Genomic DNA, 2,143 nt, shown 5'->3' on the forward strand with positions numbered 1-2,143 from the left:
CGGTCGATGATCGCGTCCACATCGGCATCGGTCAGGGTGCGATCCTGCTGCAGCTCGTTTTTTTCTTCAGACATAGGCCCTCCCGGGGCACAAAAAAAGCCCGCACGGGGCGGGCTTGTCGATTTAGCTGCGGTGGATTACCAGGTGATTGCCTGTACGGCCTTGATGGTTGTGGCGCTGGCAATCTGCACTTTCAGCCCCTGATACTTGGCGAAGACGGCTTGGTAAGCTGCACCAACCGCTGCAGCCGCCGCCGTAGCTTGGGCAATGGTCAGCGAGTGGCCGGCATTGCTGGCGTCGAAGATTGTCACGCTGGCAGCGCCTGCAGCCTGCGCCAGCTGCGCCGCACCGTAGATCTTCTGTGCAGAGTCGAAACCGCCGGTCCAGGTGAGACCTGCGCTATCGGTCACATCTGCAGTGGAGGCGGTTGCAAATGCAGCCGCGAGGGCAGAGAGCTGGGTCGCCCGGGCGGTACTCAGCAATGCAGCAGTCTCAGCGGTGGAGATGGCCGCTGCAGAGGGCTGGGTAGCTGTCAAATTCCAGGCCTTGATGTAGTCGCCCTCACCGTCGTTTTGCAGCACATAATCGACGCCTGGAACCGCCGCCGGAAATAGATATTTCAGTCCGTCAATTAGGGCCATTATTTGATCCTCCAGCCGCTGAAAGTGGCACCGTTCAATGTATCAGTCGAGCCGTAGAAGTAGTACATCTGCACATAGTCGCCAGCGTTCAATTGAATAGGGATGGATGATCCAGCAATCCCGGCGTTGCCGGACGCAGAAAATATTTCTTGCAGTCGGTATCGTTCAACACCATTCACATACAGCATCAAAATACGCTGTGCGTTAGTCACTGATGTGCCGTGCACGTTGCCTGCAAAAATATAGGTTCCGGTATTGGTCGCAGTAAACCTGCCTGTACTTGTACTGTATTCGCCCAGATCGTCAGACGCCTTCGTGTTGCAGATGATCGCCGTATTCGTCGATGCTGAAATGCTCTGACTATTGCCAGTTGCTGAAAAGTTCGACATCAGCCCCTTCAGCATCACAGCCGGTGCCAGGCCGGCGATTCCGCCCGCTGAAATAACGTTCGTCGGCTGGCTGGCATAGGTGCCTGCCGTGGCTTCAGTCAGCGTGATGTAGCCGACCAAGCGATATGGGCTGTTCGTCACCGCAGTGGTGCTGTAGATCGTGCTGGACGAAGTAGAACCGGCACCGATAGCGGTAGTGCTGACAAGGCCGGTTTCGGACAGATCCACCACGCCAGCAGCGTTGCAGACAGCGAGCTGGGGAGTGCCACCAGCGTAAAGTTCAAGCACTGCAATCTGACCTTGCAGGCCGTTACCCATCCCCAGCGTCGCGCCGGTCGGGATGGTCAGAGTCAGTGCGGCAGCATTGGACAGGCTAGTCGTTGCGCCGTTGGCAAGCGTTGCACTGCGATACGCCTGCGCTCCCGGCGGAAGGGTGACTGTCAGTGCGTTGGATGCGGCCACTGCCGTCAGCGACTGCAGGCTGGAAAAACCAGTGACCACCGGGTCCAGCACGATGGCCACAGTGCCGTTGTATTCCACATCCGACAGCATCGGCCCCGGAATGACAGCCGGCACCAGCGTGCCGTCAGGGCCGTACTGCTTCAGCGATACCGCACCCAAGCCACTGATGTTCAGCGTATTCGATCCTGTTGTGCCGGCTGCGCCAAACGCAACCCGGAAACGCTGTCCGCTGGCGTACGCAGTAATCGCTGGCGACGGGGCCAGCGTGTAGGCTGGGGCTGTGCCCCCTGCCTGGAATGCGGTGCCGGCTTGGGTCTGAACCTGCCCCATGTTCACCAGGCTGATAAACGGCGCGGCCGCATACTGGCTGATGTTGCCGGCGGTGATCTGGGTCTGGCCGTAGGCGACTGTCACCACGTATAGACCGACGTTGCCGAAGTCAGGTACGGGCGTGGTCTGGCTACCCGTAGCAGCCGGAACGCCTGCCTTGGCGGTCAGTACCACGGTGCCCTTGCGTGCTGTCGGCTGCGTCAGGCCGTTGTTGCCCTGGCCACTGTAAGGCGATGAAGGGCTAGCACTGTTGTAGTACGGCAGCAGCACCGGGTTTGAATCGACGTCAGCATAGGAGGCTTCGATCAGGTAGTTGATCGA

The 2,143-nt window shown here is 59.2% G+C and carries 2 protein-coding genes; both read right to left on the reverse strand.

Annotation, left to right across the window (positions count from 1 at the left end; translation table 11 throughout):
* Positions 1 to 137: 137 nt before the first annotated feature.
* On the reverse strand, positions 138 to 641 hold the full coding sequence (locus H2Z84_RS14530; protein ID WP_181836626.1) for an XkdW family protein: 504 nt from the start codon (positions 639 to 641) through the stop codon (positions 138 to 140).
* A partial coding sequence (locus H2Z84_RS14535) for a C1q-like domain-containing protein (protein ID WP_220272856.1) occupies positions 641 to 2,143 on the reverse strand: 1,503 nt, incomplete at its 5' end. The genes H2Z84_RS14535 and H2Z84_RS14530, both read right to left, overlap by 1 nt.

This window comes from Aquitalea aquatica, from assembly GCF_013911085.1.
Lineage (GTDB): Bacteria > Pseudomonadota > Gammaproteobacteria > Burkholderiales > Chromobacteriaceae > Aquitalea > Aquitalea aquatica.

Bases quoted from the DNA above. Each gene is read 5' to 3' on its own strand.
- H2Z84_RS14530 (WP_181836626.1), bottom strand. From the start codon at position 641: ATGGCCCTAATTGACGGACTGAAATATCTATTTCCGGCGGCGGTTCCA.